At 70.4% G+C, this 18193-nt stretch carries 17 protein-coding genes, 1 pseudogene and 1 riboswitch; of the genes and pseudogenes, 3 read left to right on the top strand and 15 right to left on the bottom strand.

The annotated features are described in order from the left end of the window. Positions 1–26: 26 nt before the first annotated feature. From AB0B28_RS09085 to AB0B28_RS09025, 13 genes and pseudogenes are all read right to left on the bottom strand, one after another. Positions 27–713 (bottom strand): hypothetical protein, encoded by a 687-nt coding sequence (locus AB0B28_RS09085; protein ID WP_360118845.1) that lies wholly within the window; start codon positions 711–713, stop codon positions 27–29. A 62-nt stretch (positions 714–775) separates the two neighbouring features. Continuing rightward, on the bottom strand, positions 776–1633 hold the full coding sequence (locus AB0B28_RS09080) for a LemA family protein (RefSeq protein ID WP_360118843.1): 858 nt from the start codon (positions 1631–1633) through the stop codon (positions 776–778). Positions 1634–1703: 70 nt separating this feature from the next. Then, a complete protein-coding gene (glmM, locus tag AB0B28_RS09075) occupies positions 1704–3032 on the bottom strand; it encodes a phosphoglucosamine mutase (protein WP_360118841.1) in 1329 nt (442 codons plus the stop codon). A 199-nt stretch (positions 3033–3231) separates the two neighbouring features. Continuing rightward, positions 3232–3789, bottom strand: a complete 558-nt coding sequence (gene rpsI, locus AB0B28_RS09070; RefSeq protein WP_360118839.1) for a 30S ribosomal protein S9 — start codon at positions 3787–3789, stop codon at positions 3232–3234. A gap of 23 nt (positions 3790–3812) precedes the next feature. Continuing rightward, complete coding sequence (rplM, locus tag AB0B28_RS09065; RefSeq protein WP_360118837.1) at positions 3813–4256, bottom strand: 50S ribosomal protein L13; 444 nt, start codon at positions 4254–4256, stop codon at positions 3813–3815. 356 nt (positions 4257–4612) lie between these two features. Beyond that, positions 4613–6205 (bottom strand): phosphomethylpyrimidine synthase ThiC, encoded by a 1593-nt coding sequence (gene thiC, locus AB0B28_RS09060; protein WP_360118835.1) that lies wholly within the window; start codon positions 6203–6205, stop codon positions 4613–4615. Positions 6206–6313: 108 nt separating this feature from the next. Beyond that, on the bottom strand, positions 6314–7336 hold the full coding sequence (gene thiD / locus AB0B28_RS09055) for a bifunctional hydroxymethylpyrimidine kinase/phosphomethylpyrimidine kinase (protein ID WP_360118833.1): 1023 nt from the start codon (positions 7334–7336) through the stop codon (positions 6314–6316). Beyond that, complete coding sequence (locus tag AB0B28_RS09050) at positions 7333–8106, bottom strand: thiazole synthase (RefSeq protein ID WP_360118831.1); 774 nt, start codon at positions 8104–8106, stop codon at positions 7333–7335. The genes thiD and AB0B28_RS09050 overlap by 4 nt, the downstream gene beginning before the upstream one ends. A 1-nt stretch (position 8107) precedes the next feature. Next, positions 8108–8296: a sulfur carrier protein ThiS gene (thiS, locus tag AB0B28_RS09045; protein ID WP_360118829.1), complete on the bottom strand. Its 189-nt coding sequence runs from the start codon at positions 8294–8296 to the stop codon at positions 8108–8110. Continuing rightward, positions 8293–9381 (bottom strand): glycine oxidase ThiO, encoded by a 1089-nt coding sequence (thiO, locus tag AB0B28_RS09040; RefSeq protein ID WP_360118827.1) that lies wholly within the window; start codon positions 9379–9381, stop codon positions 8293–8295. Before thiO ends, thiS begins: the two co-directional genes overlap by 4 nt. Before the next feature lie 566 nt (positions 9382–9947). Next, positions 9948–10499, bottom strand: a pseudogene (thiE, locus tag AB0B28_RS09035) (thiamine phosphate synthase); the annotation flags it as partial. A 299-nt stretch (positions 10500–10798) separates the two neighbouring features. Beyond that, positions 10799–10909, bottom strand: a riboswitch (TPP riboswitch). Positions 10910–10979: 70 nt separating this feature from the next. Then, on the bottom strand, positions 10980–11846 hold the full coding sequence (locus AB0B28_RS09030; protein ID WP_360118825.1) for a DnaJ C-terminal domain-containing protein: 867 nt from the start codon (positions 11844–11846) through the stop codon (positions 10980–10982). Positions 11847–11900: 54 nt separating this feature from the next. Beyond that, positions 11901–12506 (bottom strand): methyltransferase, encoded by a 606-nt coding sequence (locus AB0B28_RS09025; protein WP_360118823.1) that lies wholly within the window; start codon positions 12504–12506, stop codon positions 11901–11903. A gap of 157 nt (positions 12507–12663) precedes the next feature. On the opposite strand from AB0B28_RS09025, the gene AB0B28_RS09020 reads away from it, so the two are divergent. The 3 genes from AB0B28_RS09020 (at position 12664) to AB0B28_RS09010 (ending at position 15273) form a co-directional block, all read left to right on the top strand. Then, on the top strand, positions 12664–13626 hold the full coding sequence (locus AB0B28_RS09020; protein WP_360118821.1) for a hypothetical protein: 963 nt from the start codon (positions 12664–12666) through the stop codon (positions 13624–13626). A 39-nt stretch (positions 13627–13665) separates the two neighbouring features. Then, the gene (locus tag AB0B28_RS09015) at positions 13666–14427 is read left to right on the top strand and encodes a hypothetical protein (RefSeq protein ID WP_360118819.1); all 762 of its coding nucleotides are present in this window, start codon (positions 13666–13668) and stop codon (positions 14425–14427) included. Between the two features lie 180 nt (positions 14428–14607). Next, positions 14608–15273 (top strand): HNH endonuclease family protein, encoded by a 666-nt coding sequence (locus AB0B28_RS09010; protein ID WP_360118817.1) that lies wholly within the window; start codon positions 14608–14610, stop codon positions 15271–15273. Between the two features lie 88 nt (positions 15274–15361). Here AB0B28_RS09010 and AB0B28_RS09005 read toward each other — a convergent pair whose 3' ends face one another. Further along, positions 15362–16432 carry a cytochrome d ubiquinol oxidase subunit II gene (locus AB0B28_RS09005; RefSeq protein WP_360118815.1) on the bottom strand — a complete coding sequence of 357 codons (1071 nt, stop codon included), beginning with the start codon at positions 16430–16432 and terminating at the stop codon, positions 15362–15364. Then, positions 16432–17886: a cytochrome ubiquinol oxidase subunit I gene (locus tag AB0B28_RS09000; RefSeq protein WP_360118813.1), complete on the bottom strand. Its 1455-nt coding sequence runs from the start codon at positions 17884–17886 to the stop codon at positions 16432–16434. Before AB0B28_RS09000 ends, AB0B28_RS09005 begins: the two co-directional genes overlap by 1 nt. Positions 17887–18193 lie beyond the last annotated feature (307 nt).

The raw sequence follows: 18193 nt of genomic DNA, 5'->3' as shown, positions 1-18193 counted from the left end.
CCCGAAGGCGCGGCCCGCGGGCGTCGCTAGTTGTTCGACCAGACGTGCTGGGGCACTTGCGCGTAGATGTCGATGAGGAAGTCCGCGTAGAAGAAGACCTCTTCGAGCTTGATCGCCCCGGACCGGAACGTCATCAGCCACGGGCCCTCGAACCGCCACTGGTAGGAGCGGGCCCGCTGGTCGGCGAGCATCCACTCCATCGTCCGGGCGTGGATCACGTCGAACGCGAACCGGCGGTTGGGCGACTTGATCCGGAACGTGTCGTTGAACATCTGGTTCTCGAAGTCGATGTCCTTGCCGAACCGCTTGGTCAGGAAGTTCTCCTGCCCGATGTCCAGCAGCGGACGCGCGGTCGGCAGCCCGATCGCGACCACCTGGTGGTTGAACGTCTTGCGTTCCTTGCCGCTCCCGGTCGAGTACTGGTACTGGAAGAACACGATGTGCATGTTCTTGTACATGCCGCGGAAGACGTCGATGCCCTTGCGGGAGTGGCCCTCGTTGAACGGGGCTTCGGTCGACAGGCCCACCACCGAGTTGTCGCTGGGCTCGTAGTGGAAGCCGTACTGGGCCGCCCAGGCCCGGTACATCGCGATCTTCTTCTGGCGCGCGCGCCAGGCGAAGTAGGCGCCGAGGCCGACGGCGATGAAGCAGAGGACGTATACCCACCAGGGCATGTCACCGCTGCTGCTCGACGCGAGCAGGGTCTCGTTCACTGGGGTGGTTCCTTTTAACGGGCGGTACAGGGCGGGCGCGGCCGGGCCGCGGGGGAGGTCCGCTAGCGGCCGTAGGGCTGCTGGCCGTAACCGGGTTGCTGCGGCTGCTGGGGCTGCTGCGGGTAACCCGGAGGCGGCTGCTGACCATAGCCGGGCTGCTGCGGCTGCTGCGGCGCGCCGTAGCCGGGAGGCGGCTGCTGGCCGTAACCGGGCTGCGGGGCGCCGTAACCGGGCTGGGGCTGCGTCTGCTGGTAGCCGACCTGCGGCTGCTGGCCGTAGCCGGGCTGCTGGGGCGGCAACTGCTGCTGCGGCTGCTGCATGTAGGCGGGCTGCGCCGAGTCCCGCAGGCGCGGGGCCTGACGGGCCGCGGGCGTGTCGAGCTCGAAGTACTCCTCGGGCTTGAAGTTGCCCATCTTCGCCGAGATCGAACCGGGGAAGACCTGGAGCGCGGTGTTGTACTCGCGCACGTTCGCGTTGTAGAAGCGCCTCGGCGCCGCGATCCGGTTCTCGGTCTCGGTGATCTCGGTCTGGAGCTGGAGGAAGTTCTGGTTGGTCTGCAAGGCCGGGTAGGACTCCTGCATGTGGATGACGCCGCGGATGGCGTTGCCGAGGTTGCCTTCGGCCTGGCCCTGCGCGCCGTGGCCCGCGTTCGGGTCCTGGCGGGCCTGCATCGCGGCCGCGCGCGCCTCGGCGACCTGCCGCAGCGTGGCGTTCTCCGAGCCCGCGGCCTGCTGCACGATGTACATCAGGTTGTCGAGCAGGTCATAGCGCCGCTGAAGCTCGACGTCGATCTGCGCCCACGACTCCTGGGTGATGTTCCGCAGTCGGACCAGCTTGTTGCGGCCGCCCATGGCCGCGAACACCAGGATCAGACCGATCAACAGCAGGAGGATCAAGATCCAGACGATTGGGGATTCCATAGGGCGTGAGTTTAGTGCATCTACGCCAACGGGAGGGCACCGCGATGGGTGACCTCCCGCTGACTGAAATCTACGCCGAGGCGTGCTCCACCACGGCCACGAGCTCGGCCGCGACCGTCTCGGCCACCGGCTTCTCGGAGGCCTCGACCATGACGCGCACGAGCGGCTCGGTCCCCGAGGGGCGCAACAGGACCCGGCCGTCGGCGCCGAGCTTGGCCTGCCACTGCGCGACCGCGTTCTGCACCGACTCGTGACCGATGACCGACTTGTCGGCCACCCGCACGTTGATCAGGACCTGCGGCGCGGGCGTGAACACCGAGGCCAGCTCGGCCAGCGACTTGCCCGTCGCGGCCATGCGCGCGAGCAGCATCAAAGCGGTCAGCGAACCGTCCCCGGTCGTGGCGTGGTCGGACAGGATGATGTGGCCCGATTGCTCCCCGCCCAGCGAGAAGTCGCCCTCGCCGAGGCGTTCGAGCACGTAGCGGTCGCCCACCCCGGTGACCTCGATCTTGATCCCGGCCGCGCCCATCGCCTGGTGCAGACCGAGATTGCTCATCACCGTGGTCACCAGCGTGTCACCGCGCAGGTTCCCCGCCTCGCGCATCGCCAGCGCCAGGATCGCCATGATCGCGTCGCCGTCCACGTCGTTCCCGGCCGCGTCGACGGCCAGGCAGCGGTCGGCGTCGCCGTCGAGGGCGATGCCGGCGTCGGCGCCGTGGGCGAGGACGGCGGCGCGGAGGCCGTCCATGTGGGTCGAGCCGCAGTCCTCGTTGATGTTGAGGCCGTCGGGGTTGTCGTTGATGGTGATGACCTCGGCGCCGGAGCGGCGCAGGGCCTCGGGGGCCGCGCTGGTGGCCGCGCCGTTGGCGGGGTCGACCACGACCTTGAGGCCGGTCAGGGGGCCGGGGCAGACCGCGACGAGGTGCTCGATGTAGGACTCGACGGGGTCGAGCGAGCGGGTGATGCGGCCGACGTCTGCGCCCTGCGGGAGCGGGGCGGGGTCGGCCATGGCCGCTTCGATCGCGTCCTCGACGTCGTCGGGGAGTTTGCGCCCGCCCGCGGCGAAGAACTTGATGCCGTTGTCGGGCATGGGGTTGTGGGAGGCCGAGACCATGACGCCGAAGTCGGCGCCGGTCAGGGCCGTCAGGTGCGCGACCGCGGGGGTGGGAAGGATGCCGAGGTCGATGACCTTCGCTCCGGCGGCGGCCAGGCCCGCGGCGCTGGCGGCGGCGAGCATCTCGCCGGAGGCGCGGGGGTCGCGGCCGATGACGGCCACGGGGCGTCGGTCGGCGGAGCCGAGGACGCGGACGGCGGCGATGTTGAGGCGCAGAGCCAGGTCGGGCGTGAGGTCGGCGTTCGCCCGCCCCCGTACGCCGTCGGTGCCGAACAGTCGAGACACGGTGTGGCTTCCCATCTTGGCGGTGCCGGTGCGGTCTGGGGGCGCTCGCGGCGCGTCCGGTGGACCGGGACCGGGCCTTGGCTCGTGGCAATGCTGGATTGCCTGGTTGCATGAAAAGAGGGCTGCCGAGGATGTCGTCCTCGGCAGCCCCCGTGGTCTGTGCAGACTAGCGCGTTCCCCCGGTGAGGGGGAAGGCGTGCTAGCGCTTCGAGTACTGCGGCGCCTTGCGGGCCTTCTTCAGACCGTACTTCTTGCTTTCCTTCTCGCGCGAGTCGCGGGTCAGGAATCCGGCGGCCTTGAGGGCCGGGCGGGTGTTCGGGTCGATCTCGACCAGGGCGCGGGCGATGCCGAGGCGGAGCGCGCCGGCCTGGCCGGTGGCGCCGCCGCCGTGGATGTTGACCAGGACGTCGAAGTTCTCGCCGGCCTCGACGGTCACGAAGGGCTCGGCCACGGTCTGCTGGTGGACCTTGCTCGGGAAGTAGTCCTCGAGGGTCTTGCCGTTGACGACGTACTTGCCGGTGCCCGGGACCAGGCGGACGCGGGCGATGGCCCGCTTGCGGCGGCCCACGGTCTGGATCGGGCGGTCGAGCGGCACCACGGGGATGCTGGGCACGGACGGCGCGGCGGCGACGTCGGCGGGGATCTCGACAGGGACCTCGACGGCTTCGACGGTCTCGGCGGGGGTCGCTTCGACCTCGACCTCGACGGCCTCGACGGGGGTTTCGGCGGCCTCGTTGGCCTGGATCTCGTCACTCATGTGAATGTTCCTTCCGCCCGCGCCTACTGCGCGATCTTCTTGATCTCGTACGGCTTCGGCTGCTGGGCGGCGTGCGGGTGGCCGGGACCCGCGTAGACCTTCAGCTTCTTGGACACGGCGCGGCCGAGCTTGTTCTTCGGCAGCATGCCGACGACGGCCTTCTCGACCACCTTGTGGGGGGCCTTCTGCATGAACTCGGCGTAGGACTTCTCCTTGAGACCGCCGGGGAAGCCGGAGTGGCGGTAGGCCTTCTTGGTCTGGAGCTTGTTCCGGGTGAGCACGACCTTCTCGGCGTTCACGACGATGACGTAGTCGCCGCCGTCCGTGTTCGGCGCGAAGGTGGGCTTGTGCTTGCCCCGGAGCAGATCGGCTGCGTGCGTCGCGAGACGACCCAACACCACGTCGGTCGCGTCGATCACGAGCCACTGCGGTTCGATGTCGCCCGGCTTCGGGCTGTACGTCGGCACAGTGTTACCTAGCTTTCGTTGTCGGTGTGGAACGAATCCCGCAGATGATCGCGGGACCGCCTGAATCCTCACGGCCGGTGTCCGGCGCGCGCCCGCCGCGAGGCGGCGGGTTCGGGATTCGTTGGACAGCGCCTCTCTGGGAGGTGCTCGAACAACAGCTGTCGAGTCTACGCGGTCACGGCGGCCACCTTGGAGGCGGCCGCCGTGACCTCGACTACAGGCCTCTCACCCGCTAATCCTATAGCATATATCCTATAGGATTTCAAAGCCGAGGCCCATAAACTCCGTACGGCGCACACTGTACGGATTACGGTGTACAACGTACGTAATATCCCATTCACCGTACGACGTACGAGCTACTTCGTGTCGACAACCGGGAGGTACACCCGGCCCCCGGACGCCGCGAACTCGTCGCTCTTGTCGGCCATGCCCTTCTCGACGAACTCGCGAGTCGTCAATTTGCCCTGCTCTGCGTACTCCTTCAACTCCTGGCTGATCTTCATCGAGCAGAACTTCGGGCCGCACATCGAGCAGAAGTGGGCGGTCTTGGCCGGTTCGGCCGGGAGGGTCTCGTCGTGGTACTCGCGGGCGCGGTCGGGGTCGAGGGCGAGGTTGAACTGGTCCTGCCAGCGGAACTCGAAGCGGGCCTTGGAGAGCGCGTCGTCCCAGGCCTGGGCGCCGGGGTGGCCTTTGGCGAGGTCGGCGGCGTGGGCGGCGATCTTGTAGGCGATGACGCCTTCCTTGACGTCCTCGCGGTTGGGAAGGCCCAGGTGCTCCTTGGGAGTCACGTAGCAGAGCATCGCGGTGCCGAACCAGCCGATCATGGCCGCGCCGATGGCGGAGGTGATGTGGTCGTAGGCGGGCGCGACGTCGGTGGTGAGCGGGCCGAGGGTGTAGAACGGGGCCTCGCCGCAGATCTCCTGCTGGAGGTCGACGTTCTCCTTGATCTTGTGCATGGGCACGTGGCCGGGGCCCTCGATCATGACCTGGACGTCGTACTCCCAGGCGATGTGGGTGAGCTCGCCGAGGGTGCGGAGCTCGGCGAACTGGGCCTCGTCGTTGGCGTCGGCGATCGAGCCGGGGCGCAGGCCGTCGCCGAGGGAGAAGGCGATGTCGTACTTGGCGAAGATCTCGCACAGCTCGCGGAAGTGCGTGTAGAGGAAGCTCTCCTGGTGGTGGGCGAGGCACCACGCGGCCATGATCGACCCGCCGCGCGAGACGATCCCGGTCACGCGCTGCGCGGCGAGGGGGACGTAGCGCAGGAGGACCCCAGCGTGGACGGTCATGTAGTCGACGCCCTGCTCGGCCTGCTCGATGATGGTGTCGCGGTAGACCTCCCAGGTGAGGGCGACCGGGTCGCCGTTGACCTTCTCGAGGGCCTGGTAGAGCGGCACGGTGCCGATGGGGACCGGGGAGTTGCGCACGATGTGCTCGCGGGTCTCGTGGATGTGCTTGCCGGTGGAGAGGTCCATGACCGTGTCGGCGCCCCACTTGACGGCCCAAGTGAGCTTCTCGACCTCGGCGGCGATGGAGTCGGAGACGGCGGAGGTCCCGATGTTCGCGTTGATCTTGGTGAGGAAGTTCTTGCCGATGACCATCGGCTCGGACTCGGGATGGTTGACGTTCACCGGAAGGATCGCCCGCCCGGCCGCGATCTCATCGCGCACGAACTCGGCCGCGAGCCCTTCGCGAATGGCGACGAACTCCATCTCGGGAGTGATGATCCCCTGCCGGGCGTAGTGAAGCTGCGTATTGCGAGCCCCCTCAGTCCCCCGCTCGGCGATCCATGCACTCCTGAGAGCGGGCAACCCAACCTCGGGCTCCGACCCGGGCCCGGAGGTGTCATAAAGCCGAACCGGTTCCTCCCCCCCGCTCAACTCGACCTGAGTGAACGGCACCCGAATATCGGCCCGCGATCCTTCGACGTACACCTTGCTCCTGGCGTTCATGCTCTCTCCTAAATGATTCCAGTCACACAACAGCTCGCATGGCGCGAAAACTGTCGTACCTACAAGTCAGGGTTGAAACCGGGGGCCCATCGCTCGCACCGCGAAGCACTACTCGTGGTGCCCGAAAACGAAAACACGACCCACGCTCACACGCGATTTCGCTCGCCCCCAACCGAAACGCGACCAGCGCTCACCACGCGTTCGATCGGTGAAATGTCGTATCCATCTGTCAGGGTTTAAAACCGGGGGCCCACGATTCGCGTTCCGCCGGGCCTTCGGCGTGCCCGAAAACAAGAACGCGAGCCCCGGCCGCGTTAATAGCGCGGTGCTCTTCTGGCCGTGATGGTGATGGACCGGCCCCGGGCCGGTGCCGAGGTGCCTCTTCGCCGCCGCTTTGAGCGCGTCGGTCACATACGCCTTCGCGCCCGCGATCGCTTGGGGCAGCGGGTGTTCGAGCGCGATGCGCGCGGCGATCGCCGCCGCGAGGGTGCAGCCGGTGCCGTGGTCGTTCCGCGTCGCCACCCGAGGAGCGGCGAGGTCGAGCATCTGGCCGTCGCACCACAGCACGTCGATCGAAGCCTCGCCGTCGAGGTGCCCGCCCTTGACGAGCACCGCTCGCGGCCCGTACGTGGCCAGCGCGCGGGCGGCGTCGCGCATGTCGTCGGTGGTGGCGATCGGTTGGCCGAGGAGCAGTTGCGCCTCGATCAGGTTGGGGGTCAGCACGGTCGCGAGTGGGCCGAGTTCGGCGAGGTACGCGGTCGGGTCGCCCGCGAACAGCGTGTCGCCGGTGGTGGTGACCATGACCGGGTCGACCACGAGGTTCGGGAGGCGGTCGGCGCGGCCGTATTCGGCCACGACCGCGAGGAGGTCGCCGCCGCCGAGCATCCCGGTCTTGACGGCGGCCACCGGGAAGTCGGTGAGCACGGCGTCGAGTTGGGCCCGCAGCAGATCCGTGCTCACCGCTTCGGCGGCGGTGACGCCGCGGGTGTTCTGGGCGGTGATCGCCGTCAGCGCGCTGGTGCCGTGGACGCCGTGGGCGGCGAACGTGTGGAGGTCGGCTTGGATGCCCGCGCCGCCGCCGGAGTCGGAGCCGGCGATGGTGAGGGCCACGGGTGGTTGGGTGCGGTTCACAGGTCGGCCATCCCTTCGAAGCTGGAGGAGGCTTTGGCCAAGTGGCGCTTGGGGATGCGTCCGGCGAGGCGGGCGGCGCGGCCGGCGGTGACCGCGTCGCGCATCGCTGCGGCCATGAGGGCCGGGTCGGCGGCGCGGGTGACGGCGGTGGCGAGGAGGACCGCCGAGCAGCCCAGTTCCATCGCGAGCGCGGCGTCGGAGGCGGTGCCGATGCCCGCGTCGCAGATGACCGGGACGGTGGCGTTGTCGCAGATCAGCGCGAGGTTGTGCGGGTTGCGCACGCCGAGGCCGGTGCCGATGGGCGCGGCGAGGGGCATCACGGCGGCGCAGCCGGCGTCTTCGAGGCGGCGGGCCAGCACCGGGTCGTCGCTGGTGTACGGGAGGACGGTGAACCCTTCGGCCACAAGGGTTTCGGCGGCGTCGAGGAGTTCGACGGGGTCGGGGAGGAGGGTGTCCTCGTCGCCGATGACTTCGAGTTTGATCCAGTCGGTGCCGAAGGCCTCGCGGGCGAGTTTGGCGGTGCGGACGGCTTGTTCGGCGGTGAAGCATCCGGCGGTGTTGGGCAGGAGGTCGACGCCGCATTTGTCGATCACGTCGAGCAGGGAGGGGGCGTCGGGGTTGACGCGGCGCAGGGCGACGGTGACCAGTTCGGTGCCGGAGGCGGTGATGGCGTCGGCGAGTTGGACGTGGTTGGCGGCGCCGCCGGTGCCGAGGATGAGCCGGGAGGTGAAGGTCTTGTCGGCGATGCGGAGCCCGTCGGTGTGGTGCATGTCAGCCTCCTTGTGTGGCGGTGAGGACTTCGACGGTGTCGCCGTCCTGAAGTGGACGGTCCCATTCGGATCGTGGGACGACTTCGCCGTTGAGGGCGACGGCGATGCCGCGGGGCGCTTCGGTCACGGCGGCGACGGCTTCGGCGACGGTCGCGGCGTCGCCGGGGCGGCCGTTGAGGTGGATGTTCACTGGTGCGACTCCTTGACGGTGCGGCCGGGGGTGAAGCGGTGGGGGTCGAACGGGCGCAGGGCGTCCGGGTCCTCGCCTGCGATGAGGGCCGCCACGGCGGTGGCGGTGGCGGGGATGAGGGCGATGCCGTTGCGGTAGTGGCCGGTCGCGGCGATGGTGCGCGCATCGAGGCGGCCGAGGAGGGGCAGGTTGTCGGGGGTGGCGGGGCGGAAGCCGACGCTGACTTCGTCGAGGTGGTATTCGGCGATCTCGGGGACGAGTTCGATGGCGTGGCGCAGGAGGTCGTGGACGGCTCCGGCAGTGGCGGTTCGGGTGTCGAAGCCGCGTTCGTCGCTGGTCGCGCCGATGACGATCTCGCCGTCGGATCGGGTGACGATGTAGATCGGGTGGCCTTTCACGAAGCCGCGCACGGTGGTTCGGGGTACGGCTTGGCCTTCGGCCCGGAGGCGGAGGACGACGCCGCGCACGGGCCGGACCGACAGGCGCCAGGGTTCGAGTGCGGCGGAACCGCAACCGCCGGCGATGACGGTCTGGTCGGCGTCGAGCGCGGTGGTGTCGGTGACGGGGGCGGTGTGGAACTGAACGCCCGCATGCTCGGCGGCGATGATCAGTGCTTTGTGGACGACCCGAGGATCGACGGCGCGGTCGCCGGGGGCGAGGAGGCCGCCGCGGACGCGATGGCTGAGCAGCGGTTCGGTTTGTCTTGCGGCCCTTGGGGTGAGGGTGTCGACGGTGCGGTCTGTGGCGCGGTAGAGGTCGGCTTGGTGCTCGACTTCGGCGCGGTCGGCGTCGTCGAGGCCGACGACGAGGGTGGGCACGTCGCAGAAGCCGACGTCGAGGCCGGTGGCCTGTTCGAGGTCGGCGGCGAACGCGGGCCAGGCGTCGGCGGAGGCGGCCATGAGCGGGGCCAGCGCCTGTTCGCCGTAGTGGGTCTCGGTGGCGGGAGCGATCATGCCCGCGGCGACGCGCGACGCGCCTGAGCCGGGCGCGGGGTCGTGCACGACGACCGCGGCCCCGGCGTGGGCGGCTCGCCACGCGATGGCGAGCCCGATGGACCCGGCCCCGATGACGGCGACGCGGGTCATCGGCCCTCACCCGCATGTCGGTGGCCGATGGCGGCGTCGGTCGGTGCGGCGGGCGGTTGCGGTGGGTGCGATGCAGCGGGGCGGTCGAGCGTTGCGGATTCAGCGCCGGTCTCGGTGGTGGATTCGGGCCGGAGCGCGGTCGAGGCCGACGCTGCGTCGCCGGGATCGGTGTCGCCTTGGGGCGCAAGCGGTTGCGTGTGGGAGGGCTCGGTGGGCCGATCGAGTGCTGCGCGGTCGGTGGTGACGGCGGCGGCGGTCGATTCGCACCGGAGCGCGGTCGGGGCCGACGCTGCGTCGCCGGGATCGGTGTCGCCTTGGGGCGCAAGCGGTTGCGTGTGGGAGGGATCGGTGGGCCGATCGAGTGCTGCGCGGTCGGTGGTGACGGCGGCGGCGGCGGCGGCGGTCGATTCGCGCCGGAGCGTGGTCGGGGTCGAAGTCGGGTTGCTGGGTTCAGTGTCGGCCTGAGGTGCAGGCGATTGCGCGGGGTTCGGCGCGGCCGGGTTGGGGCGGGCCGGGGTGCGCGTGACAGTGCGGCGGGGACCGGTGCGGAACTTCGGGGTTTCGTCCAGTGCCGCGAGGAGTTCGGCCGTTGCGGCTGCTGGGTCCTCGGCGGCCGCTATCGCTCCGACCACCGCTACGCCGTGGGCCCCGGCCGCGCGGCATTCGGCTGCTCGGGATGCGGTGATGCCGCCGATCGCGATCACCGGGAGGTCGACCGCGGCGCAGACCGCGGCGAGGCCTTCGAGGCCGATCGGTGCGGGGAGGCCGGTTTTCGTGGTGGTGGCCCAGACCGGGCCGACGCCGAGATAGGTGGCTCCGGCTCGGCGGGCGGCTCGGGCCGCCTCCGGTTCGCGGCAGGTGCCGCCGATGATCGCGCCGGGCGCGAGGATGCGGCGGGCGGCGTCGATCGGGAGGTCTCGGGCGCCGAGGTGGACGCCGTGCGCGCCGACGGCTTGGGCGACGTGGACGCGGTCGTTGACCAGGCAGGTCGCGCCGTACCGCTCGCAGAGCGCCATGAGTTCGGCGGCGAGGTCGTGGGCCTCGCGGTCGTCGTAATGGTCCTCGGGGCGGACCTGGATCAGCCGGGCCCCCGCCGCCAGCGCGGCCTCGGCGACCACGAGGGGGTCGCGGCGAGGGGCGGCGACCGGCGATGCGGGCGACGTTGCCGCGAGCGGGGCTCGGCCGGTCGAGGCGGCGGTCGACGGGTCGCGGCCGGGAGGCGTTCCCGTGATCGGTTCGCGGCCAAGGGAAGCGGCCGGGTCGCCGCCGCGCGAGTCGACCGTCCGGTCGAATGTCGCTTCCGTGAGTGCGGCAGGGCCGGGGAGAGCTTCTGGGTGGGGGTCGCGCCCCGACTGGGAGGTACCGAAGCCGCTGGGGCGGCGGGTGTCGGTGATGACGTGAAGTCGAGGCAGACTGAATGCGTGCATGGCTCCTTCTCCCTGCGCCAGCATGATCTGGATCAGGTTCGACGGTCGGGACTACCAAGTCCCCTCTCAGCCCGATGCATCGGACTCCCGTGGGCGTATTCGTTTCTGGCGGCCACGTTACGTCATCGCGGCGTTCCGTGACAAGTCGGTGTCAGCATCCGGACACTTCGGTCAGGGCGCGCGCCGCTGGCCCGCCTCGGCCCGGTGTTCGCCCATGCGCCTCAGACCCGTTGCGAGCGAATGCATTCCGAAGCCGAAGACCACCGCGCCCGGAACCAGGACGAGGAACATCGTGAGGTCGGCCCTGTCGCGTTGCTCTCCGGGGGTGGCCTCGCCCCTGGCGACCCCGTTGACGACCACGACGCACCGCACTTCCTCACTGGGCGTGCAGATCTCGGTGTTCGCCCGCATCCCGATCGCGACCAGCATCGTGATGAGCCCGGCCAGTACGGCCGCCGCGCCCGCGATCGCCCGGCCCGAGCCGATGCGCCGCGCCTCGCGGACCTCCTCGGGCGGCGGGGCGGCCAGTTCGCGCAGTTCGACGATGAGGTCGCCGCGGCCGTCGGGGCCGGGCATGCCCTCGCCGGTCAGGCGCAGTTCGGCGCCGTCGGCGGTGCCCGCCGGGACGCGGAGTTCGGCCTCGCCGCCGAGCGTCTCGATGTCGAGGATGTCGCCGTCTTCGAGCACTTCGGGTTCGACGTCGAGCACCGTGTGCAGGTCGGCGCCGTCGCGGGTGAAGACGGGGTGCGGGGTCTCGCGCACGATCGCGATCACGCCGTCGGCGCCTTCGGCGGGGAGCATCACCGTGTCGCCGTCGGCCAGGCCGGGCTTGATCCGCACCGTGACGTCGCGTTCGACGACCATCGAGCCCGACCCGTCGCAGTAGTTGCACCACTGCCCGTCCTCGCGGCCCGAGCCCTCGCAGTTGACGCAGGGGCCCGGCGCGGCCACGTTCACGGTCGCCTTGCCGCCGTAAGCGATCTGGGTGAGCGTCAGGGGCAGGTCGACGGCGCCGCTGGGAGCCTCGTCACGGGGCATGGGGTCCTCCGGGGTCGCTCGGGAGCCACCCCATCGTAGGCCAGACCCCCGACGCTACTGCTCCGAGCGGTCCACGCGCAGGACCCGGTAGCCGTTCGCGCTGGCGTGCTTGTCGACGGTCCAGCCGCGCTCGGCCAGCCAGCGCGCCAGGGAGTCGGCGCCGAGGTGCTTGGAGACGACGAGCCAGGCCACGCCCTCGTCGCTGAGGCGCGGGAGCCAGGTGGCGAGGAGTTCGTGGAGGGCGGGCTTGCCGATCTTGATGGGCGGGTTGGACCAGATCTCGTCGAAGCGGACCTCGGCGGGGACCTCCTCGGGGACGGCGACGTGCACGGTCCCGGGGACCTTCTCGGTGTTGCGGCGGGTCAGGTCGAGGGCGCGGCGGTTGACGTCGACGGCCCAGACCTCGGCGTCGGCGCGCTGGGCCAGGACGGTGCTGATGGGGCCGTAGCCGCAGCCCAGGTCGAGGAAGGTGCCGGGCGTGTCGGGAGGGACGACCTTGTTGAGGAGCACGCTCGTGCCGGGGTCGAGGCGGCTGCCGGAGAAGACGCCTGTGGAGGTCGTCAGCTCGTGGGTGACGCCGTCGAGGGTGAACTCGATGGTCCGCTCGCGGTCGTCCACGGCGGGCTGCTCGCTGAAATAGTGCTCCGGCTGCTCAGACACGCCCCCATTGTCGCGCGTCGCGCCCGGGCGGGGCGGCCGGACCGGCGCGGAGAGACGCACGCGTCTTCACCCGCGAAGATGAAGTTCGCTCATCGCGGTCCTTCTCCCGAGGGAACCTTTCCGGGTTTCACCCCGCCGCGGGTCTAAGCTGCGAGCTATGGCACATGGCCCGTCTCCCTTCGGCGTTCCCCAGCAGACGCAGGGGCGCCGAGAACCGACCGATCCGGGATACGACTGGGCGGAGTACGACGAGCGCGCGCAATCGGGCGCGCCCACCGTCCGGCTCAGCCCCGAGGAACTGCCGCCTTCCGTGATCGACCGCGGCGCGGAGGAGGACATGGAGGCGCACCTGGAGCACATCCACGCGTCCCGTCCGCTCCGCCGCGCCGCCCAGCGCGCCCGCCGCCGCACCCGCTGGTGGCTGGTGGCGCTCGCCGTGGTCTCCGCGCTCGCGGTGGCCGCGGCCTGCGCGGCCGGGGCGTTCATCGTGCTGCGCGAGGGCGAGTCCGATCCGTCTGCGCAGCAGACCGGCGACGCTCAAGCATCGTCCCCTGTGGAGTCGGGTTCGGACGCTCCGGAGGTGGTGGACCCAATCGCCGCGAGGGAGACCGACGCCGCGCCGATCACCGTCGAGGAGCTGTTCGCCGCCGCCTCGTTCACTCCGGCCGGGGCCGCGGGCGCGTACGAGGTGCTCGAAGCCGAGGAGCTGACCGACTGCGCCGCAGCGGGACTGGACGAACTCGCCGAGCTGCTCGGCGACGCCGACTGCACGCAGACCGTGCGCGCGACCGTGGTCAATCCCGACGGGGAGTACGCCGCCACGGCGGGCGTGCTCAACCTCGCCGACGCCGAAGAGGCCGAGGCGCTGCGGGAGGCGATCGACGCCGGGCTCGAAGGCGGCTTCGCGGCGCTGCGCACCGACGGCGCGGCCGAGGAGCTGGGCCGCGCGGCGACCATGGTCGGCTACAACACCTACGGGCACTACCTGATGTACGTGGTCATCGGGCGCACCGACGGCGAGGCCATCGAGAGCGCCGACGACCCGGTGCGCACCATCGTGGGCGACCTGGTCGACGTGTGGTTCGTGGACCAGCTCAAGCCCCGGCGCGACGTGCAGTAGAAGCGGTAACGTGGTCGCTCACCGAACCGGGAGGCCAGCATGAGCACCGCACCCGACCCGTGGGCGATCGCCGAAGCGCTGCGGCAGTGGGCGAGTGACACCGACTGGGTGGACTGGGTCGAGCTCGGCGGGTCGCTCGGGCGCGGCGGCGGCGACGCGCTCTCCGATGTGGACGCCGGGATCGGGGTCGACGACCCGGCCGGGCGACTGGCCGCCGCGCGGGAGGCGGCCGAGGCGTTCGCGCCTGTGGCGGGCACGCTCGTCCAGGACCTCGGCGGCGTCGACCACCTCATGGTCGTGTACCGGGACGGCCGCCAACTCTCCCTTGTGGTCTTCGACCGGGAGCGGCGCGACGGGCTTCCGCCCGAGGCGACCGCGTTGGTGGACAAGTCGAACCGGCTCGCCACCGAGCTCGACCCCGAGCGGTGGGACGCAGGCGAGGCCACCGCCCGCGAATGGACCTTCCTGGCGTGGATCGCAATCGGCGACGCCGCCCGGCACGCACTGCGCGACCATCCTTGGCGCGCGCTCAAAGCACTCACCGACGCGCGCGACAACCTGTGGCGACTCCACGCCCGCACCCTCGGACTGCCGTTCCCCGCCTTCGGTGCCGTCACCGTGGAGAACGCCGACGCCGCCGCGCCGCCGGGCATGCGGGACACGCACCCGAAAGACCTGAGCCGCAAGGAGATCCACGGCTCGCTCGAAGCACTCGCCTCGCTCCTTGAGCCGCACACCGAAGACGACCTCGCGGCCGTGGCCGCCACCGTCGCTCACCGCATCGGCCGCCTCGCGGACTGAATAAAACGGGTATTCAGGGCCAACCAACCGATGTCGTATGTGTGAACAATCGTCCGCATCCCTTGCCATAACGGATGATCCCATGTTTACATCGATGAAGGCCGATAACCCTGATCCTCAGCGGCCACTCCCCCACGGCCGGCCACCCCCGGCTCCCATCAGTCTGCTCAGGAGCTGCACATGCGTCCCTGGACCCTCCCCGCCCGCCGCGCAGTGGCCGCCATCGCCGCCGCCGCGCTCGCGATCATCACCGTCCTCGCCGTCGACACCACTCCCGCGCAAGCGGTCCGGCCCCCCGGCATCCCCTCGACCTCGACCGCGCAGTCGGAACTCAACGGGCTCACCGTGGCCTCCGAATCGCACGGCGACAGCTACGACCGAAGCCTGTTCCCGCACTGGAGGTCCGTGAGCGGCTCCGGCGGCTGCACCGCGCGCCAGTACGTGCTCAAGCGCGACGGCAACAACGTCGTCACCTCCGACGGGTGCCAGCCGACCTCCGGGTCCTGGCAGTCCGACTTCGACAACGTGTGGACCACCACGGTCTCCAACGCCACCATCGACCATGTCGTGGCCCTTTCGGAAGCGTGGGCGTCGGGCGCCTGGTCCTGGAGCACCGCGCAGCGCCAGGCCTTCGCCAACGACATCAACTCACCGCAACTGTGGATCGCCACGAGCTCGGCCAACAGCTCCAAGGGTGACAAGGACCCGGCCGAGTGGATGCCGACCAACACCGCCGTGCGCTGCGACTACGTCAAAGCGTGGATCCACGTCAAGTCGCTCTACAACCTGAGCGTCGACTCCGCCGAGAAGAGCGCGCTCCAGTCGCACCTCAACAGCTACTGCTAGACCCACCCCAGGGCTCGCTCGGAGGGCCGGGTGCGACACGCACCCGGCCCTCCGTCATCCACCGCGGAGCAAAGCTCGTCCTCAATGGTCAATCGGCGACCCGGCTGGACCAGTGCGCCGCGCCGTTCGGCGGGCCCGCGGCTTCGACGCCGCCGCGACCCGGCTCGTTCCACTTGGGCGACTGCGTGAGGTAGAAGAGGTAGCCCAGCGCCGGGCCCACGACCACCGCCGCGATCCCCACCGCGACCAGCAGGCCCTGCATCGTGGCCGGGGCCCCGGCCGCCTCGGCGATGTCGACCTGGTCGACCAGGACCCACGGGTACTGGCCCAGGCCCCACCCGGCCATCACCGCCGCGACCGCGACCACCGCCGTCAGCCGCGCCGGACCGAACCGCCTGCGCCACAACAGGACCAGCGTCGCGGCCCCGCCGAGAGCCGACAGGGCCATGACCGGCGCGGCCCGGCCCATCAGGCCCTCCCACAGCGTCGGCGCGTCGTGCTCGATCGGGATCAGCGCCGCGAAGACCACCGCGCCGGTCACCGCCCCGACCAGGAGCGAACGCGCCCGCAGCTGCGAGGCCAGGCGCGCCTGACCCCTGCGGGCCGCGTCGGCGGTCAGGAACGTCCCGGCCAAGAAAGCGCACGTGCCCACCGAGATCGCGCCGGTGAACAGCGAGGTCGGATTGAGCCACGACGACCACGGGTCGCCGTACCCGCCCGCGGGAACCCGGCCCGAGGCCAGCGCACCGGCGATCGTGCCCAGGAAGAACGGGGCCACCACCGACGAGGTCGCGAACACGATCCCGAACAGCCGCGCCTGCGCCAGCGTGGCGCTGTACTTGCGGAACGCGAAGCTCGCGCCCCGCAGCACGATCCCGATCAGCGCGAACACCAACGGCGCGTACAGGGTCGTCATCGCCGCCGCGAACGACTCGGGGAACCCGGTCCACCACATCACCAAGACGTAGATGAGCCACACGTGGTTGGCCTCCCACACCGGGCCGATGCTGGAGTCCACAAGGGTCCGCAACGGCGCGCCCTTCCGGGCCCCTCCGGCGGTCAGATCGTAGAAGCCCGAACCGAAGTCGGCCCCGCCGAGCACGGCGTAGCAGACCACCCCGGCGAACAGCGCCAGCGCGACGGCGAACTCGACGGTCATCATCGCGCGGTCTCCTTCTCGGCGGCGTCCTTCTCGTCCCCGCACTCGCGGATCTCGACCGGGCCCTGGAGCGTCTGGGGCCCATAGGGACTGGGCAGGTCGGCCTCGCCCTTGCGCCAGCGGCGGGCCATCGAGCGCAGGACCACGATCGCGCCGACGCTCATCGCACCGTAGAGCAGGACCGAGCCGCCGTAGACGGCCCACAGGCCGCCCGAGTGGTCGGCGGCGGCGTCGGTGGTGCGCATGACGCCGTAGACGATCCAGGGCTGGCGGCCCACTTCGGTGGCGATCCACCCGGCCTCCATCGCGAGGATCGCGAGGACCCCGGAGACGCCCATGAGGCGCAGGAACCAGCGGTTGTCGAGCAGGTCTCTGCCCCTCCAGCGCAGGAACCAGTACAGGACCACGGCGGCCATCAGGAGCAGGCCGAGGCCGATCATGGTCTGGAACGCGAGGTGGGTGATGTTGACGGGAGGGTGGTCCTCCTCGGGGATCTGGTCGAGGCCCGGGACCGGTTCGAGCGAGCCCATCGAGATGATCGAGCCGAGGTAGGGGATCTCGATGGCGCCCTTGATCTCTCCTTCGATGAGGACGCCGCCCAGGCGCAGCGGGGAAGGCCCTTCGTCGGTGGCTTCGGCGAGTTCGAACGCGGCGAGTTTGGCGGGCTGGCGCTCGTCCAGGCCCTCGCCGAGGAGGTGGCCCACGAAGGGCTGGGCGAGGGCGGCGACGGTCGCGAACGCGAAGGGCACCATGAAGCCGAGGCGGTGATGGCGGTCGCGGCGTCCCTTGAGGAGGCCCACGGCGTAGACGGCGGCGATCGAGAATCCGGCGACCATGTAGGCGGCGACCCACATGTGGGCGAACTGCATGAAGGTGTGGGTGTTGAACAGGACCGCCCACGGCTCGATGTTGGTGACTTCGCCGTTGATGATGTCGAAGCCGGTGGGGACGTTCATCCAGGCGTTGACCGCGAGCACGCAGTACGTGCCGATGATGCCGGTGATCGCCATCGGGACGACCATGAGCAGGTGGAGCTTGGGGGGCATGCGGCCCCAGCCGTAGAGGTAGATGCCGAGGAAGATCGCTTCGAGGAAGAACGCGAGGCCTTCGAACGCGAAGGGCAGGCCGAGGACGTCGCCGTAGGTGCCCATGAGGCCGGGCCACAAGAGGCCCATCTCGAAGCTGAGCACGGTCCCGGAGACCGCGCCGATGGCGAAGAGCACGGCCGAGGCCTTGCCCCAGCGCTTGGCGAGGCCGAGCGCGACCGGGTCGTTCCCCCGGATCCCGCGCAGGTGCATCACGAAGATGATCGCCGGGAAGGCCACGCCGAAGCAGGCGAGGATGATGTGCCACCCGAGTGAGAGCGCCATCTGCTGGCGCGCGGGCATGAGCCCCGCCGGGTCGGCCGCGGCGACCACATCGGAGGCTTGAGCGAGGAGCTGGGTTGCGTCCATGCCTTGAACGTACGGGCCCGCGGGCCCGAAACAACGTTCTTGTGAAAGCTTTCACAAGACACTGAAAGGGTCGATCGAACGTGTTCAAAAACGTCTGGACCAGCAGTTGTGCGCTCGGACCTCGGAGTTCGCGTTCGGGTGGAAGCGGCGGGAAGGCCGGTGCTCAATTTCCGCGAACGGCGGCGGGACGGCGGGACGGCGGGACGGCGGGACGGCGGGACGGCGGGACGGCGGGACGGCGGGACGGCGGGACGGCGGGACGGCGGGACGGCGGCGAGCGTACGCGCGACTCGGCTCGGCGCCGCAG

The sequence above is a fragment of the Glycomyces sp. NPDC046736 genome, assembly GCF_040645615.1.
Taxonomy (GTDB): domain Bacteria; phylum Actinomycetota; class Actinomycetes; order Mycobacteriales; family Micromonosporaceae; genus Glycomyces.
This window is presented reverse-complemented; position numbering and strand designations above follow the sequence as displayed.

What these genes read in the sequence shown, in the direction of transcription:
- AB0B28_RS09080 (WP_360118843.1), bottom strand. Translation starts at nt 1,633, where the DNA reads ATGGAATCCCCAATCGTCTGGATCTTGATCCTCCTGCTGTTGATCGGT.
- rpsI (WP_360118839.1), bottom strand. Translation starts at nt 3,789, where the DNA reads ATGAGTGACGAGATCCAGGCCAACGAGGCCGCCGAAACCCCCGTCGAG.
- thiC (WP_360118835.1), bottom strand. Translation starts at nt 6,205, where the DNA reads ATGAACGCCAGGAGCAAGGTGTACGTCGAAGGATCGCGGGCCGATATT.
- AB0B28_RS09050 (WP_360118831.1), bottom strand. Translation starts at nt 8,106, where the DNA reads ATGCACCACACCGACGGGCTCCGCATCGCCGACAAGACCTTCACCTCC.
- thiO (WP_360118827.1), bottom strand. Translation starts at nt 9,381, where the DNA reads ATGACCCGCGTCGCCGTCATCGGGGCCGGGTCCATCGGGCTCGCCATC.
- AB0B28_RS09030 (WP_360118825.1), bottom strand. Translation starts at nt 11,846, where the DNA reads ATGCCCCGTGACGAGGCTCCCAGCGGCGCCGTCGACCTGCCCCTGACG.
- AB0B28_RS09020 (WP_360118821.1), top strand. Translation starts at nt 12,664, where the DNA reads ATGGCACATGGCCCGTCTCCCTTCGGCGTTCCCCAGCAGACGCAGGGG.
- AB0B28_RS09015 (WP_360118819.1), top strand. Translation starts at nt 13,666, where the DNA reads ATGAGCACCGCACCCGACCCGTGGGCGATCGCCGAAGCGCTGCGGCAG.
- AB0B28_RS09010 (WP_360118817.1), top strand. Translation starts at nt 14,608, where the DNA reads ATGCGTCCCTGGACCCTCCCCGCCCGCCGCGCAGTGGCCGCCATCGCC.
- AB0B28_RS09005 (WP_360118815.1), bottom strand. Translation starts at nt 16,432, where the DNA reads ATGACCGTCGAGTTCGCCGTCGCGCTGGCGCTGTTCGCCGGGGTGGTC.
- AB0B28_RS09000 (WP_360118813.1), bottom strand. Translation starts at nt 17,886, where the DNA reads ATGGACGCAACCCAGCTCCTCGCTCAAGCCTCCGATGTGGTCGCCGCG.